The sequence below is a fragment of the Mesorhizobium sp. B2-4-1 genome (assembly GCF_006442185.1).
In the GTDB taxonomy this organism is placed as follows: domain Bacteria; phylum Pseudomonadota; class Alphaproteobacteria; order Rhizobiales; family Rhizobiaceae; genus Mesorhizobium.
This window is the reverse complement of the sequence record NZ_VFVN01000001.1, coordinates 1-15,065: the sequence shown is the minus strand read 5'-3', so window position 1 is coordinate 15,065 and position 15,065 is coordinate 1. Positions and strand designations below refer to the sequence as shown.

The following is a 15,065-nucleotide window of genomic DNA, read 5'->3' as shown; positions in this document are numbered from 1 at the left end:
CTGGGTTGATCATCTTCTGTCGATTGTCATGCGAGGAGGCCCTCACCAGATCCACTCGCTTTTGCCGAGCGCCGACACCGCCTCGACGATGCGGGTAAAGCTGGCGCGGGCGCGGCCGACCGTGTGCCTCGCCCTGAGATAGCCGTGCACAAGCCCTTTTTCCTCGAACCAAGTGGCTCGCCCGCCGCCCGCCACGATGCGGTCGCGATAGGCCTCGCCGTCCGACGACAGCGGATCGCACTCGGCGGTGATCAGCACGGTCGGCGGCAGGTTGGCGAAATCGGCGTCGGCCAGCGGCTGAAGCGTGATGTCGCCGGTCTGGTCCACGCCGCCGGTACGGATGTGCTTGTAGAATTCGAGGTCGCGCGTGGTCAGCATAGGCGCTTCGGCATGCTTCAGATAGGAGCCACGCGAACGGTCGCCGCCGAGCCCGGGATAGATCAGCACCTGCCCGATCGGTTTCTTCGCATGGCCGCGCGTCGCATGGCTGACTGCGGCGCAGAGATTGCCACCGGCGCTGTCGCCGCAGAGCAGGACGGGATGATCGCGGGTGGCTGCCGCCCACTCGAAGGCGTTCATCGCATCGTCAAACGCGGCCGGATGCAGATGCTCCGGCGCCAGCCGGTAGTCGACCGAGACGACGTCATAGCCGGTGCGGCCGCAAAGCTCGGCGCAAACGTCGTCATGGCTGTCGAGCCCGCCAAGGATGAACCCGCCGCCGTGGTAATAGAGCACCGTTGCCACTGCCTGCGGGGCGCTGCGATAGATGCGGATCGGGATATTGCACGCCTGTGCGGCAATAGCGGTGGTTTCCGCTGTCACCCCCTCGGGATAGCCGGCAAAGAACTCCCGGCACATGCGGGCGTAGATCTCGCGCTGCTCGGCAATCGTGTAGTCGATCGTATCCGGCGGGTAATAGGAATTGGTCCGCTCGATGAAGGCCCGGGTCTCGGCATCAATGAGTTTGCTGTAGTCGGTCATGGCCGCGCCGACTGTGAACGGCGAGCCCAGGCACCCCCCTCTGTCCTGCCGGACATCTCCCCCGCAAGGGGGGAGATTGGCAGTTCAATCGACATCGCCCTTATTGCAGCGTTGACGATTGGCGAAAGCGGAAATGACATCCAATCTCCCCCCTTGCGGGGGAGATGGCCGGCAGGCCAGAGGGGGGTGCCTCGCGCCGTCATCTCTGGCATTGCTTTACTTCCCCTTCCACACCGGTTCCCGCTTCTCCGCAAAAGCCCGGAACCCTTCCATATTGTCCTCGGAACCGTACAGCGCATCGACCGTCGGCAACTGCCGGCGCGTCACCCTGTTCATCGCGTCCTGGAAAGTCAGCGCTTCGGCCACCCGCGCGGTTTCCTTGATCGCGGCGAAGACAAGCGGCGGGCCGCTGGCGAGCAGGCGGGCGATCTCCCAGACGCGGTCCTCCAGCTTCTCCTTCGGCAGCACCTCGTTGACCAGGCCCCAGCGATGCGCCTCGGCAACGTCCATCCAGCGGCCAGTGAGCAAAAGGTCCATGGCGACATGATAAGGAATGCGCTTCGGCAGCTTGATGGTCGCGGCGTCGGCAAGCGTGCCGGCGCGGATCTCGGGCAATGCGAAGGAGGAGTGATCGGAGGCGTAGATGAGATCGCAGGACAGCGCCAGCTCGAAGCCGCCCCCCACCGCCATGCCGTTTACGCAGGCGATGACAGGCTTGTTCAAGTCGCGCAGTTCCTGCAGCCCGGCAAAGCCGCCGACGCCATAGTCGCCGTCGACGGCGTCGCCGCCGGCGGCGGCCTTCAGGTCCCATCCGGCGCAGAAGAACTTGTCGCCGGCGGTCTTGATGATGGCGACGCGCAAGCCGGGGTCGTCGCGAAACGCCTTGAAGGTCTCGCCCATCAGCCGAGAGGTCTTCAGGTCGATGGCGTTGGCCTTGGGCCGATCGAGCGTGACCTCGAGGATCGAGCCTTCACGGCGGGTCGAAATGACGTCAGGCATTCTTGTTCTCTCCCAGCACCAAAAGCGCATCGGCGATCCAGGCGCCCTTGCCCTCGCTGCAGACGATCAGCGGATTGATGTCGAGTTCCTCGATCTCGCCGGCATTCGTCTGCACGAAGGCAGCAATGCCCGCGATGGCGTCGATGGCAGCTTGGACGTCGGCCTTCGGCCGACCGCGATAGCCTTCGAGCAGCGGGAACAGTTTGAGACCGCGAAGTGCTGCCTCGATGTCGTCGCGGGTCGCCGGCAGCATCAAGGTGACGCTGTCGCGCAGCAATTCGACCAGTACGCCGCCGGTGCCCAGCGTCATGACAGCGCCGAACATCGGATCGCGGGTGAAGCCGACGATCAGCTCGGCGACGCCGTCGCGCACCATGCGCTCGACATAAAGGCCGGTGCCGAGTGGCAAAAGGTCGTGAGCGGCGGTGCTGACGGATTCGGCGTCCCTGAGGTTGAGCCTGACGGCGCCGACCTCGGATTTGTGGGTGACGCCTAGCGCCTTCAGCGCCACGGGGAAGCCGAGCGCCATGGACGAGATCACCGCCTCGACGGCACTGTCGGCGCGCTCGCCCTTGGGCACCGGCAGCCCGGCCTTGATCAGCCGCGCCTTGGCTTGCGCCTCGTCAGGCGTGACATGCTCGCCGCCGGCAGCGCCGGAAGCGGAGGTGTCGACCGGCTGCGCCTGCGGCTCGCGCCAGGCCCAGCCGATGAAGGCGGCCGCCTGGGCGGCATCCATCGCTTCGGAAATGCCGAACAGCGGCACCATGCCCCGCGCCATCAGCTCGGCGGTGTATTCCTCGGGCAGGTTCTCGGGCAGCGACGAGACGATCGCGCCATGTGCCTTGTTGGTCTTGAGCGCCGATTCGAAGGCGCGCAGCGTCGCCCACCAGTCGGTCACCGAGCAGCGGTCCGGGCGCGGGAAGTCGAGTACCAGCATATTGAGGTCGAAGCCGCCCGACACCATGGCGGTGAAGGTGGCGGTCATCGCCGGCTCGTTGTTCCAGATGAAGGTGTGATAGTCCAATGGATTGGCGACCGCGACCAGCGGCCCGAGCGTCGACTTGACGTGGGCACGGTGTTCTTCCGTCAGCACCGGGAAGTTGACCCAGCGGCCTTCGGCGCTGTCGGCCATGACCGAAGCCTCGCCGCCCGAACAGCTCATCGATGACAGGCTGTAGCCGGGCAGCGGACCGGTGACATGCAGCAGCTTCAGCGCCTCGATGAAGGCGGGGATGGAATCGACGCGCGCGATGCCGAGCCGTTTCAGGAAGGCCCCGGACGCTGCGTCCGAGCCGGCGAGCGACGCGGTGTGCGAGACGGTCGCTTGCCTGGCCTGTTCGGAGCGGCCGACCTTCATGGCGATGATCGGCTTTTTCAATTCCCTGGCCCGTGCCGCCAGCCGCTCGAAGCCGGCTACCGAATCGAAAGCCTCGATGTGCAGGCCGAGCGAGCTGACGCGCTCGTCCTCGATCAGGCCGAGCGCCATTTCGGAGAGGCCGGTCTGCGCCTGGTTGCCGGCGGTCATCAGGAAGGCGATCGGCAGGCCGCGCTTCTGCATCGTCATGTTGATGGCGATGTTGGACGACTGGGTAATGATGGCCACCCCTTTGCCGCCGTCGGCCAATCTTATGCCGCCATGCTGGTCGGGCCACAAAAGCGCGCCGTCGGCATAGTTGATCAGGCCGTAACAGTTCGGCCCGATGATCGGCATCTCGCCGGCGGCGGCGACGAGTTCGGCCTGCAGGCGCTCGCCATCCGCGTCATAGGCTTCGGTTTCGAGGAAACCGGCGGCAAAGCAGACGGCCCCGCCGGCCCCGCGTTCGGCCAGGGCCTTGATCACGTCGATGGTCAGGTGTCGGTTGACGCCGACAAAGGCGGCGTCCGGCGCGCCGGGCAGATCGGCGATCGAACGATAGGCCTTGCGGCCGGCGACCTCTTCCTTGCTCGGGTGCACCGGCCAGATCTCGCCGGCAAAGCCCATCTTGATCGACTGTGCCACGACCGCGGCGGCCTGCGCGCCGCCGAACACGGCGATCGATTTAGGGCGCAGAAGGCGTTCAAGTTTGTGCATGGATCAGGCCCCGAACGGGCGCAGCAGCGCCCGCGAAATGATGTGGCGCTGGATTTCCGACGTGCCTTCCCAGATGCGCTCGACCCGGGCGTCGCGCCAGATGCGCTCCAGCGGCAGGTCATCCATCAGCCCCATGCCACCATGGATCTGGATCGCTTCGTCGGCGACGTAAGCCAGCATTTCTGTGGCCTTCAGCTTGGCCATGGCCATGTCCTGGTCGGTGACGGTGCCCTGATCGTACTTCCAGCCGGCTTCGAACACCATCAGGTCCGCGGCCTTGAGTTCGGTTGCCATGTCGGCGAGCTTGAACGACACGCCCTGGAACTTGCCGATCTGCTGGCCGAATTGCTGACGCTGCGCGGCGTACTCGACCGCGTGGCCGAGCGCGCGTTCCGCGCGGCCGAGGCAGGTGGCGCCGACCTGCAGGCGGGTGGCGCCGAGCCAGGAATTGGCGACGTCGAAACCCTTGTGGACTTCACCCAACACCTGGCTTGCCGGAAGGCGGCAATCGTCGAATTCGAGGATGGCGTTGGTGTAGCCGCGATGCGAGACGTTGCGGTAACCGTCGCGCACCGTGAAACCCTTGGTGCCCTTGTCGACGAAGAAGGCGGTGATCTTCTTGCGTTTGCCGCGCGGCGAATCCTCTTCGCCCGAGGCCATGAAGACGATGGCGAAGTCGGCGAGATCGGCGTGGCTGATGAAGTGCTTGGTGCCGTTCAATACCCAGTCGTCGCCGTCCTGCACGGCGGTCGCCTTCATGCCGCGCAGATCGGAGCCGGCGCCCGGCTCGGTCATCGCCAGGCAATCCCATTTCTCGCCGCGGATGCACGGGAACAGATATTTTTCGCGCTGCTCCGGCGTGCCGGCCAAAAGGATGTTGGAGGGGCGCGCGACGCAGGTCCAGTGCAGCGCGTAGTTGGCGCGGCCGAGTTCCTTCTCGTAAAGCAGCCAGGTCACCGTATCGAGCCCCGCGCCGCCGACATCGGCCGGCATGTTGGCGGCATAGAGACCGGCTTCGATCGCCTTGGCCTTCAGCTCCTCGATCAGTTCGCGGCGCAGCACGCCGGTGCGCTCGACCTCGCGCTCATGCGGGTAAAGCTCATTCTCGACGAAGGCGCGCGTCGTCTCGACAATGAGCTTCTGTTCCTCCGACAGACCGAAATCCATGGTCTCAGCCTTTCTTCTTTTTCTTCGGTTTTTCGGCTTTCTTCACCGGCTTCGATGCCTTCGCCTTCTCGGCCGCCTTGGAGGCGGCCGGCTTTTTCGCCGCCAGCTTGGCCAACTGCTTCGTATAGTCCCTGTGCAGGGCGCCGGCTCCCCAGCCCTTGCCCTTGTTCTGCTTCGAGAGCGCATCCATGATGGCGACCAGATTGTCGTCGCGGATCTTTTCCAGTTCGCGGATCGACAGGCCATGCGCCTGGTCGTCCGACTGCGTGGCGATCAGGTCGACCAGCTCGTCGTTGAACTCCGGTACGTCCATCAGCTTGGTCCACGGCCATTTCAGGCAGGGGCCGAACTGCGCCATGAAGTGGCGCATGCCGGCTTCGCCGCCGGCGACGCGATAGACCTGGAACATACCCATCTGCGCCCAGCGCAGGCCAAAGCCATAGCGCATGATGTCGTCCAGTTCCTCGACGGTGCAGATGCCGTCCTTGATCAGCCACAGCGCCTCGCGCCAGGCGGCTTCCAGCAGTCGGTCGCCGACGAAGGCTTCAATCTCCTTGCGGATGACGACAGGCTTCATGCCGATCGAGGCATAGATCTCCTTGGCGACTTCGACCGCCTCGGGGAATGTCTGGTCGCCGCCGACGATCTCGACCAGCGGCAGGAGATAGACCGGGTTGAACGGGTGGCCGACGACAAGCCGCTCCGGGTGTTTTTTCATCGCCACCTGCATGTCGGTCGGCTTGATGCCTGATGTGGACGAGCCGACGATGGCGTTGGCCGGCGCGTGGATATCGATCTCGGACAGGACCTTATGCTTGAGGTCGAGCCGTTCCGGCACGCTCTCCTGGATGAAATCGGCATCGGCCACCGCCTCGGCGATGGTCTTGGCGAAGGTCAGCCTGCCTTCTTTCGGCAGGCCGCCCGGAACCATCTGCTTGTAGGCGCGGCGCGCGCCCTTCATCACTTCTGAGACCTTGCGCGAGGCCTCGGGATCAGGGTCGAAGATCGACACGTCGATGCCATTCAAGAGCAGGCGCGCCACCCAGCCTGCGCCGATGACACCGCCGCCGATGGCGGCCGCCTTGTTGATGATGCTCATGGTCAGGCTCCGGTTCTTGTCTTGGCTGTTTCGGGATCGGTGAGCGGCACGCGCTCGCCGGCGCGGATAATGGCGGGGTCGTAGGCCCTGCGGACAAAGACTTCGAGCACGAATGGCCTGAAGAACTCGATCGGCAGCGTCTCGTAGTCGGGGTCGAAGCTCGACTGGTCCCAGCGCTCGCAGAACTGGTCGCAATCGTCGAAATAGGCATGACCGGCGAAGCGGTCACGCGCATGGCGGTTGCCGCCAAGATGATGGGCATAGTAGAGGCGCTGGAAATCGCCGTGCTTCTCCACCACCCAGGTGCATTGTTCGCGCACGAAAGGCTTCAGGATCGACGCGGCGTATTCGTCGTGGTTGTAGGGTGCGTAGATATCGCCGATGTCGTGCAGCAACGCGCAGGCGATCCAGTCGGTGTCGGCGCCGTCGCGCCAGGCGCGTGTTGCCGCCTGCAGCGAATGGCCGAGCCGGGTGATCTTGTAGCCGGAAAGGCCCTCGTCGAGTTGAACCAGGGCTTCCAGCAACCGATCACCGGTTTTGGCGGCATAGTCGATTTCATGGGCGGTCAGGAATTCGTAGTCGTCCTTGTCGCCATCCTTCATTGCGGTGAATTTGACGGTGGCCATCTGAAGCTCCCCTCTCTATGCCGCGATCGGCGGCCGCTTGGTGAGGTTGAGCTTCCTGCGCACTTCCTCCGGCCCCAGAATCCTGGCGCCGAGATTGGTGACGATGCTGGCGGCACGTTCGACCAGCTGCGCGTTGGTGGCAAGCACGCCCTTGTCGAGCCAGAGATTGTCTTCGAGACCGACGCGGACATTGCCGCCGGCCAGCACTGCGGCGGCGGCATAGGCCATCTGGTTGCGGCCGATCGAAAAGGCCGACCAGCTCCAGGTCGACGGCACGTTGTTGACCATGGCCATGAAGGTGTTGAGGTCGTCAGGCGCCCCCCATGGCACGCCCATGCAAAGCTGCACAAGCGCATCCGGCTTCAGAACCTGTTCCTCGACCAACTGCTTGGCGAACCACAGATGGCCTGTGTCGAAGGCCTCGATCTCCGGCTTGACGCCGAGCGCGGTCATCATGCCGCCCATGGCGCGCAGCATGCCGGGTGTGTTGGTCATGACATAGTCGGCCTCTGCGAAGTTCATTGTGCCGCAGTCCAACGTGCAGATCTCCGGCAGGCACTGGCGTACATGCTCCATGCGGTTGGTGGCGCCGCCCATGTCGGTGCCCTTCTCATTGAGCGGCAGCGGCGCTTCGGGCGAGCCGAACACCATGTCTCCACCCATGCCGGCGGTAAGGTTCAGCACCACGTCGACGTCTGCCTCGCGGATGCGCTCGGTCACCTCGCGGTAGAGATGAACGTCGCGCCTGGGCTTGCCGGTTTCGGGGTCGCGCACATGGCAATGCACGATCGCCGCCCCCGCCTTGGCCGCGTCGATGGCCGAATCGGCGATCTCTTTGGGCGAGCGCGGCACATGCGGGCTGCGGTCCTGCGTGCCGCCGGACCCGGTCACGGCACAGGTAATGAAAACCTCACGGTTCATCGCAAGCGGCATGGAACTCTCCTCCCAGTCGAAACAGGCGCCAAGCATCGCCCGACTTGCCGAAAACTGCTTTGCGTTTTACGAAGCTTCCATGACTAAAGGCGAAAAACTGACGATCTTTCGCGCCGAGCGTCTGCCGCTCAAGGTGACGATGCTGGTGTTTTCCGGCTCGTCCATCATGTGCGTGGCCTCGGCGGTCGACCCGCTGCGCGCCGCCAACCGCATCTCCGGCGAGACATTGTTCGATTTCAAGCTGGTTTCCGTAACCGGCGAGGCGCCGGTCACCACTTGCGGCCTGCCAGTGGCTGTCAGCGGCCGCTTCGATGCGGCCGAGCCGACTGACGTTCTTGTCGTCGTCGCCGGTTTCGGCACGCAGAATTATGCGACGTCGGCTCTGCTCTCGGGCCTGCGCCGCGCCGCCCGTTCGGCGCGCGCCTGCGGCGGCGTCGAGGCCGGTACATGGCTGGTCGCGCGGGCCGGCTTGCTCGAAGGCCGCAGCGCCACCACCCACTGGGAAGACATGGAGGATTTCTCGTCGGCCTTTCCGGGCGTCGACGTCCGCCCGGACCGTTACGTCATCGACGGGCCGGTCTTCACCTCCGGTGGCGCCTCGCCCACCTTCGACCTGATGCTGCACCTCGTTCGCACCCGCCTCGGCATGGCCGTGGCGCTCGATGTGGCCAGCGTCTTCATCTACGATCAGGCCCGTGCGGCAACCGACGCTCAGCCCCTGGTCTCGCTTGGCCGGCTCGACGGCTATGATCCGCGCCTGGCGCAAGCCATCCGGCTGATGGAAGCGCATGTCGACCAGCCGTTGACGGTCGCCGCCGTGGCAAAGCGCGCCGGGGTGACGGCACGGACACTGGAGAGCATCTTCCGCAAGTCGATCGGCGAGACGCCCGGCGCCTACTATCTCAGGCTGCGCCTGGGCGCTGCGCGGCGGCTGGTGATCGACACCAGAGTGGCCATGGCCGACATTGCCGGGCGGACCGGATTTTCATCCGCCGCGGCATTTTCGAGGGCGTTTTCAAGAGCTTTCGGTGAAGCCCCGGTCAGGCTACGCCGGGGTTGATGTACATGTCGTCCAAAGTGGGAAGCGGTTGATCAGGCAGCGTTCTGCCGGTCGCCGCCACTATCGATCTGCGAGCGCATCTGTCTTGCCAGATGGGTCTCGAAACGGCTGGCAACGGCGCGGTCCCATTCGTTGGAGCGGCGCGCACCATCCTTCGGATGCGGCATTGCCATCAGCCGGTCGATAATCGACCCGGCCTCGCCATTTGAGAGCAGGGCGTCGATTTCACGTTCGTTCTGCATATCGGTTCGCCTCCTTCTTCCTCTCCCGCCACGAGCACCTTCTTATAGGAGATTCGTGACGGCAGTTTGAAGGCAAGAGAGAGGCGATTGAGGGGCGTCAGTGGGCAAAACCTTGTCGTCGATTCCGCACTGGCGCAAAGCCCTTTCACCCGGTCTCGGCGCCACCCTCGTCCGCCCGCCGGCACCTTTTCCGTTCAATGGCGAACAGGGCGGCAGGCAAATAAGCGCGACGCCGGGAACTTCTCCCCGCGAAGCGGCGTGGGTAAGCGGAGCGGCGGCTGAACGAGCCGCCGCCCGCCTTTCATCCCTTACACGTAGCGGTTGACGATGTTTTCGAGCAGTTCCTGACGGCCGGAGCGCGGCTGCGGTTCGATCTTCTTCTTCACCACGCGCTCGGCGATGTCCTCCAGCGTGCGCTTGCCGGCAAGCATCGCCTTGGCCTCGCCGCTGTTCCAGCCTGCGTAGCGCTCGGCGAGTGGAGCCGACAGCGCCTTGTCTTCGACCATCTTGGCGGCTGCCTTCAGGCCGCGCGCGCAGGCATCCATGCCGCCGATATGGCCGATCAGCAGGTCCTGCGGATCGAGCGACTGGCGGCGCAGCTTGGCGTCGAAATTGGTGCCGCCGGTCTTGAAGCCGCCCGCCTGCAGGACCTGGTAATAGGCCAGGGCCATCTCCGGCACATTGTTGGGGAACTGGTCGGTGTCCCAGCCCGACTGGTAGTCGTTGCGGTTCATGTCGATCGAGCCGAAGATGCCGAGCGCATTGGCCAACGCCAGCTCGTGCTCGAAGGAATGGCCGGCGAGGATGGCGTGGCCCTGCTCGATGTTGAGCTTGACCTCCTTCTCCAGGCCGAAGCGCTTGAGGAAGCCATAGACGGTCGCGACATCGTAGTCGTACTGGTGTTTTGTGGGTTCCTGCGGCTTCGGCTCGATCAGGATCGTGCCTTTGAAGCCGATTTTGTGCTTGTAGTCGACGACGAGGTTGAGGAAACGGCCGGCCTGCTCCTGCTCGCGGGCAAGGTCGGTGTTGAGCAGCGTCTCATAGCCCTCGCGTCCGCCCCAAAGCACATAATTCTCGCCCTTCAGCCGCTTGGTGACGTCGATGCAGCTCTTCACCGTCGCCGCCGCATAGGCAAACACATCCGGATCGGGGTTTGTCGCGGCACCCGACATGAAACGGCGGTGCGAGAACAGGTTCGCCGTGCCCCACAAGAGCTTGACGCCAGTCTGCTTCATCTTGGTGGCGAAATAGTCCGCGATCTCGTCGAGGCGCGCGGAACTTTCCGAAAAATCCTTGCCTTCGGGCCGCACGTCGGCATCGTGGAAGCAGAAATAGGGCGCGCCGAGCAGCGAGAACATCTCGAAGGCGACGTCTGCTTTCAGTTTTGCCAGTTCCATCGTGTCGATGCCGCCGGCCTTGGGGAACCACGGCCGATCGAAGGTCTGGCCGCCGAACGGATCGCCGCCCGGCCAGGCGAAGGAATGCCAGTAGGCGACGGCGAAGCGCAGATGGTCTTCCAGCCGCTTGCCGGCCACCAGCTCGTCCGGGTTGTAGAACCGGTAAGCCAGCGGATTGGCCGAATCCGGCCCCTCATATTTGATCTTCTGGATGTCGCCGAAAAAGCCGCTGCTCATGGATTTCCTTCCTCTCCGAAATGGCTCCGCCTGATTACCTCAGGCGTAATTGGTTCCGTTCGTCCGTTGGGTAAAAAGGGTCATGTCAAAGCCAACGAAGGAGACAGATCATGACCGATCTCAACAAGATCGCCGAAAGCTACATCACCGCCTGGAACGAGAGCGACGCCGCGCGCCGTCAGGCGCTGCTCAAGGCGACTTTCACCGAAGACGTCAGCTATCGCGATCCCATCATGCAGGGCGACGGCCATGAAGGCGTCGCGGCGCTGATCGACGGCGTGCAGCGGCGCTTTGCCGGCTTCCGCTTCTCGCTGAAAGGCACACCGGACGGGTTTGCCGACAAAATCCGCTTTTCCTGGAACCTCGGCCCTGAGGGCACACCGTCCGTCATCGAGGGCACCGATATCGGCGTCATCGAGAACGGCCGCCTGAAGAGCATCACCGGCTTCCTCGACAAGGTGCCGGCGCAGTGAGGCTTCACGGCTAAGGTAGGCGCCAGGCGCACCCCTCTGGCCTGCCGGCCATCTCCCCCTCAAGGGGGGAGATTGGCTGATTGTTATACCTTCGCCAACCTCCGGCCTTGCAAGGCTAGCGTAGCCGCCAAAGCTGCCGATCTTCCCCCTAGAGGGGGAGATGCCCGGCAGGGCAGAGGGGGGCGCGTGGCGCTTGCTCACGCCGTTGCCGCCCTGATCGCCGGATAAAGCCCGCGGTAGCGCTGGTAGGCATCGGCAAATGCACCATCCAAGCCGGCATCCGGTTCGATCGTTGCATCGGTCCTCGGCGCCGTGCAGACATCGAGCGGATCAGCGTCCGTCGCTGCGATCAGGCCGAGCCGGGCGGCGCCGAAGGCGGCGCCGAAGTCGCCGTCGGCGGGAATGTCGACAGGCAACTGAAGCGCGGTGGCGATGGCCTTCAGCCAGTAGCGCGAGCGCGAGCCGCCGCCGATCGCCGTCACACGCATCAAGCTCGTGCCCGCAGTCTTCAACGCCTCGAGGCTGTCGCGAAAGGCGAAGGCCACGCCTTCCAGCACGGCCTGGGTCAGGACGGCGCGGCTCGATTCATGCGCCAGTCCGGTAAAGGAGCCGCGAATGACGGAATCATTGTGTGGCGTGCGCTCGCCCGAGAGATAGGGCAGGAAGGACACGCCGGTCGGCGCCTTCAGCGTATCGCCCAGTTCCGATGTCAACTCGCCTGCGCCCTTGCCGGTAATCTCGGACAGCCAATTGAGCGAATCGGTGGCCGACAGGATGACGCCCATCTGATGCCAGGTGTCAGGCAGCGCATGGCAGAAAGTGTGGACCGCGCTTGCCGGGTTGGGCAGATAGGAGGCATTGGCGGCAAACAGCACGCCTGACGTGCCCAGAGACACGAACGCATGGCCGGCACGGACCGTGCCCATGCCGCAGGCGGAAGCCGCATTGTCGCCGGCGCCGCCGGCAATCGGGATGCCGGCTTCGACCCCCCATTTCGACGCCAGCTCGCCGCGCAGCCCACCGGCCTTCTGCGTACCCTCGACCAGGGATGGCATGTGCTTTTCGTCGAGCGACGTGGCCGCGAGCAGGTCGGCGGACCAGCGCCGCTTCCCAACGTCGAGCCAGGAAGTGCCAGCCGAGTCCGACATTTCCGAAATATGTTCGCCGGTCAGCCACAGCCGCAGGAAATCCTTGGGCAGCAGCACCTTGGCCACTTTGGCGAAAATGGCGGGTTCGTTGTTCTTCACCCAGGCGAGCTTCGGCGCGGTGAAACCGGGAAAGACGATGTTGCCGGTCAGCTCGCGAAACCGCGGATCGGCGTCGAGCGCGGCTGCCTCGGCATGGCTGCGCGTATCGTTCCACAGAATGCAGGGGCGCAGCACCTTGTCAGAGGCATCGAGCAAGGTGGCGCCATGCATCTGACCGGATAGGCCAATGCCTTTCACCGCCGCGAACTGCCAGGGATGGGAGGCCTTCAGTTCGGCAATCGCGTCTTCGCAGGCGCGTAGCCAGTGGGCTGGATCCTGTTCGGACCAGCCGGGATGCGGCCGCGAAACGTCGAGCGCGCCATGGCCGGAACCGATGACGGTCTGTTCGGCATCGATCAGCAGCGCCTTGACGCCCGACGTGCCAAGGTCGAGGCCGAGATACATGTTTTCCTCCCTTGCCATTATTTTTTTCGGATCTCGAAAAAATCTGGCCGAGGCAGTTTTTAAGCCAAGATCCGCCGCGGGTCAATTCTCTGACAATCAGCCGCGCATCACGAAAACAACGCCGACGGCGGGCTGTGTGGCCGCGCCAGCGTACGCGCCGCCACCAACACGCTTTGGAGGGTTGGCGAGACGCACGCCAAGCACCAATTCTGGCTCAATCAAAGCACAGCTCTGTCCGGCCCGTTTTCCAGTTCATCAACCATGACGGGCAGATTAGGCTTTGTAAAACGGAACGAATTGTGTCTTCATTGCGGCGTAGGGTGGGGGCTTGCAATCGCGAATCTTGGAGGGACGCGGTGCGGCGCTTTGAAAACAGGCTTCCGAATGGCGATTCGGAAGACATCGCTAAATTAGTTGTTCTGAAACGGCAAATGCCGGTGATGTTTCTTCCTCGAATGCTTGGCGTTTTTGCCGCGACGTCGCTGGCGTTGCTGCCCAATTCCGCCGCCTTCGCCGCATGCCTGCTCGTTCCGACCGCCGGAAACGACACCTTCATCTGCGACAGCGGCGATTCGGGCGGCAGCCTCAACGATCTGAACGGCGACAACACGCTCACCTTTCCCGCCGGCGGCACCGGCCAGGTGAGCGGCAATGTCACCTTCGGCGTTGGTTCGGACCGCATCAACATGCAATCCGGTACCATCACCGGCACGGTCGACCAGGGCGGTGGCGCCGATTTCTTCACCATCGGCGCTGGCACCGTCATCGGCAATGTGCAGCAGGGCTCGGGCATAGACGACTTCAACATAAGCGGCGGCCAGATCGGTTCACTTAACCAGGGTGATGGCCTCGACACCTTCACCATGACGGACGGACGCATCGTCGATTTCTTCGACGACGGCGACCATGCGGTGATGACGGGCGGCCGCATCGGCCGCGTCAACATGAAGCTCGACCAGAACTATTTCAACATGTCCGGCGGCGCCATCGACCGCAACCTCGTCACCGGCTTCGACAAGGACACGATCATCCTTTCGGGCGGCACGATCGGCGGCAACATCAGCGTCAGCGGCGGCAATGACAGCGTGACGATTACCGGCGGCACGGTCGGCGGCGACGTGCTGATGAGCTTCGGAGCCGACAATTTCGTCTGGGATGGCGGCGGCATCATCTATGGCGCCGTCGACCTCGGCGCCGACAACGACACGGCAAAGCTGAGCAACCTGACCAATTCCAATCTGGGCGGCGTCGATGCGCTGAATGGCGGCCTCGGCACCGACACGCTGAGTTTCGACAACGTCAAGCTCAAAGGCATCAGCCGGGTGCAGAACTGGGAGAGCATCGACGCCACCAATGACACCGAACTAACGCTGGACGGCAATCTGGTGCTGGGAGACAGCGGCACCGGCACGGGCTCGCTCAGCGTCGATGCCGCAAGCACGCTCTATGGCGGCGGCTTCAACGCGTCGATACAGGCCTTTACGGCGGGCCAGCTTGCGGACGTCGTCAATGCCGGCCGTATCGATCTGACCAATGGCAGTACAGGCGCGACGGATCGGCTGACGATTTCGGGCAATTACACCGGGCTTGGCGGCCTGCTGCTCATCCAGACGGAACTCGGCGAAGATTCCTCGGCCTCGGACAGGCTGGTGCTGTCGGGCGGCACGGCTTCCGGCTCGACCGGCATCGGGGTGGTCAATGTCGGCGGCACGGGTGCCGAGACGACGCAGGACGGCATCATGGTCGTCCAGGCGGTCAATGGCGCCACCTCCAGTGCCAGCGCCTTCGCGCTCGACGCGCCGGTCGCGGCGGGCGCCTTCGAATATTATCTGTTCAAGGGTGGCGTCACCGCAGGCAGCGCGGAGAACTGGTATCTGCGCTCGTCGCTGATAACACCGACATCGCCGGCCGCGGCGCCGCCGGCGATCGGACCGACCGCGGCGCCCGAGCCCGAACCTCCGGCAGCCGAGCCGCCGCCGCCACCTTCCCAGCTGCCGCCGGTGCCCGTGCCGTCCGAAGGCGACGTCAACAATCCGCCGGTCGATCCGACGCCGCCGGTGCAGGCCGGCGATCCGGAGCTCCAGCCCCCGCCACCCCCGCCGGCGGCACCGGCGGGGGTGGCGGGGGC

General features: G+C 64.4%; 12 protein-coding genes and 1 pseudogene. 3 read left to right on the top strand and 10 right to left on the bottom strand.

The features are described from left to right. Nucleotides 1-42: 42 nt before the first annotated feature. The 7 genes from FJ949_RS00075 to FJ949_RS00040 form a co-directional block, all read right to left on the bottom strand. Nucleotides 43-981 (bottom strand): alpha/beta hydrolase, encoded by a 939-nt coding sequence (locus FJ949_RS00075; protein WP_140491116.1) that lies wholly within the window; start codon nucleotides 979-981, stop codon nucleotides 43-45. A 216-nt stretch (nucleotides 982-1,197) separates the two neighbouring features. Beyond that, nucleotides 1,198-1,980 carry a carnitinyl-CoA dehydratase gene (locus FJ949_RS00065; RefSeq protein WP_140491114.1) on the bottom strand — a complete coding sequence of 261 codons (783 nt, stop codon included), beginning with the start codon at nucleotides 1,978-1,980 and terminating at the stop codon, nucleotides 1,198-1,200. Beyond that, on the bottom strand, nucleotides 1,973-4,051 hold the full coding sequence (locus FJ949_RS00060; protein WP_140491112.1) for an acetate--CoA ligase family protein: 2,079 nt from the start codon (nucleotides 4,049-4,051) through the stop codon (nucleotides 1,973-1,975). Before FJ949_RS00060 ends, FJ949_RS00065 begins: the two co-directional genes overlap by 8 nt. 3 nt (nucleotides 4,052-4,054) lie before the next feature. Further along, nucleotides 4,055-5,218, bottom strand: coding sequence for an acyl-CoA dehydrogenase (locus tag FJ949_RS00055; RefSeq protein ID WP_140491110.1), 1,164 nt, complete (start codon nucleotides 5,216-5,218; stop codon nucleotides 4,055-4,057). Between the two features lie 4 nt (nucleotides 5,219-5,222). Then, the gene (locus FJ949_RS00050; protein WP_140491107.1) at nucleotides 5,223-6,317 is read right to left on the bottom strand and encodes a carnitine 3-dehydrogenase; all 1,095 of its coding nucleotides are present in this window, start codon (nucleotides 6,315-6,317) and stop codon (nucleotides 5,223-5,225) included. A gap of 2 nt (nucleotides 6,318-6,319) precedes the next feature. Next, complete coding sequence (locus FJ949_RS00045; protein WP_140491104.1) at nucleotides 6,320-6,943, bottom strand: HD domain-containing protein; 624 nt, start codon at nucleotides 6,941-6,943, stop codon at nucleotides 6,320-6,322. Between the two features lie 15 nt (nucleotides 6,944-6,958). After that, the gene (locus tag FJ949_RS00040; protein WP_140491102.1) at nucleotides 6,959-7,876 is read right to left on the bottom strand and encodes a 3-keto-5-aminohexanoate cleavage protein; all 918 of its coding nucleotides are present in this window, start codon (nucleotides 7,874-7,876) and stop codon (nucleotides 6,959-6,961) included. 79 nt (nucleotides 7,877-7,955) lie between these two features. On the opposite strand from FJ949_RS00040, the gene FJ949_RS00035 reads away from it, so the two are divergent. Then, complete coding sequence (locus FJ949_RS00035; RefSeq protein ID WP_140491100.1) at nucleotides 7,956-8,936, top strand: GlxA family transcriptional regulator; 981 nt, start codon at nucleotides 7,956-7,958, stop codon at nucleotides 8,934-8,936. A gap of 32 nt (nucleotides 8,937-8,968) precedes the next feature. Here the strand turns inward: FJ949_RS00035 and FJ949_RS00030 are convergent, their stop codons facing one another. After that, nucleotides 8,969-9,178, bottom strand: coding sequence for a hypothetical protein (locus FJ949_RS00030; RefSeq protein ID WP_140491096.1), 210 nt, complete (start codon nucleotides 9,176-9,178; stop codon nucleotides 8,969-8,971). Between the two features lie 308 nt (nucleotides 9,179-9,486). Beyond that, entirely contained in the window at nucleotides 9,487-10,812 is a 1,326-nt protein-coding gene (gene xylA, locus FJ949_RS00025) for a xylose isomerase (RefSeq protein ID WP_140491093.1), read from the bottom strand. A 110-nt stretch (nucleotides 10,813-10,922) separates the two neighbouring features. On the opposite strand from xylA, the gene FJ949_RS00020 reads away from it, so the two are divergent. After that, the gene (locus FJ949_RS00020) at nucleotides 10,923-11,285 is read left to right on the top strand and encodes a nuclear transport factor 2 family protein (RefSeq protein ID WP_140491088.1); all 363 of its coding nucleotides are present in this window, start codon (nucleotides 10,923-10,925) and stop codon (nucleotides 11,283-11,285) included. Nucleotides 11,286-11,482: 197 nt separating this feature from the next. Here FJ949_RS00020 and xylB read toward each other — a convergent pair whose 3' ends face one another. Continuing rightward, nucleotides 11,483-12,937, bottom strand: coding sequence for a xylulokinase (gene xylB / locus FJ949_RS00010; protein ID WP_140493397.1), 1,455 nt, complete (start codon nucleotides 12,935-12,937; stop codon nucleotides 11,483-11,485). A 440-nt stretch (nucleotides 12,938-13,377) separates the two neighbouring features. On the opposite strand from xylB, the pseudogene FJ949_RS00005 reads away from it, so the two are divergent. After that, a pseudogene (locus FJ949_RS00005) lies at nucleotides 13,378-15,065 on the top strand (autotransporter outer membrane beta-barrel domain-containing protein); the annotation flags it as partial.

Bases quoted from the DNA above. Each gene is read 5' to 3' on its own strand.
- FJ949_RS00035 (WP_140491100.1), top strand. From the start codon at position 7,956: ATGACTAAAGGCGAAAAACTGACGATCTTTCGCGCCGAGCGTCTGCCG.
- FJ949_RS00075 (WP_140491116.1), bottom strand. From the start codon at position 981: ATGACCGACTACAGCAAACTCATTGATGCCGAGACCCGGGCCTTCATC.
- xylB (WP_140493397.1), bottom strand. From the start codon at position 12,937: ATGTATCTCGGCCTCGACCTTGGCACGTCGGGCGTCAAGGCGCTGCTG.
- FJ949_RS00030 (WP_140491096.1), bottom strand. From the start codon at position 9,178: ATGCAGAACGAACGTGAAATCGACGCCCTGCTCTCAAATGGCGAGGCC.
- FJ949_RS00065 (WP_140491114.1), bottom strand. From the start codon at position 1,980: ATGCCTGACGTCATTTCGACCCGCCGTGAAGGCTCGATCCTCGAGGTC.
- FJ949_RS00040 (WP_140491102.1), bottom strand. From the start codon at position 7,876: ATGCCGCTTGCGATGAACCGTGAGGTTTTCATTACCTGTGCCGTGACC.
- xylA (WP_140491093.1), bottom strand. From the start codon at position 10,812: ATGAGCAGCGGCTTTTTCGGCGACATCCAGAAGATCAAATATGAGGGG.
- FJ949_RS00055 (WP_140491110.1), bottom strand. From the start codon at position 5,218: ATGGATTTCGGTCTGTCGGAGGAACAGAAGCTCATTGTCGAGACGACG.
- FJ949_RS00020 (WP_140491088.1), top strand. From the start codon at position 10,923: ATGACCGATCTCAACAAGATCGCCGAAAGCTACATCACCGCCTGGAAC.
- FJ949_RS00060 (WP_140491112.1), bottom strand. From the start codon at position 4,051: ATGCACAAACTTGAACGCCTTCTGCGCCCTAAATCGATCGCCGTGTTC.
- FJ949_RS00045 (WP_140491104.1), bottom strand. From the start codon at position 6,943: ATGGCCACCGTCAAATTCACCGCAATGAAGGATGGCGACAAGGACGAC.
- FJ949_RS00050 (WP_140491107.1), bottom strand. From the start codon at position 6,317: ATGAGCATCATCAACAAGGCGGCCGCCATCGGCGGCGGTGTCATCGGC.